This window comes from Pseudomonas sp. RGM2987, from assembly GCF_022952855.1.
Classification (GTDB): Bacteria; Pseudomonadota; Gammaproteobacteria; order Pseudomonadales; family Pseudomonadaceae; genus Aquipseudomonas.
This window is the reverse complement of sequence record NZ_JALJDX010000003.1, coordinates 1-233: the sequence shown is the minus strand read 5'-3', so window position 1 is coordinate 233 and position 233 is coordinate 1. Positions and strand designations below refer to the sequence as shown.

Sequence of the window (233 nt, the reverse complement as noted above, 5' to 3'; positions counted from 1 at the left end):
AAACCTGATAAATCTGCAACTCCGTGTGCATCGCCATCGGCGCGCCCTCCTTGGGCAACCGGCCGCAAGCGGCCGGATTAAATAAGCGAATTAATCAATCAATTGACTGCGGACGGGGCGGACGCGGAACTCGTTGTGCTTGCCGTAGTAGTGCTGACCGCCATCATCGAAGTACATGAAGAATGCGGTGTCGGCGGAGCGCTGCGAACTCGACCAGTACCAGGTGTCCTTGG

Annotated in this window: 1 pseudogene; it reads right to left on the bottom strand. The window is 57.1% G+C overall.

Annotated features, from left to right (window positions below):
* Positions 1–90 precede the first annotated feature (90 nt).
* Positions 91–233 (bottom strand): annotated as a pseudogene (locus tag RGM2987_RS00005) (DUF1566 domain-containing protein); the annotation flags it as partial.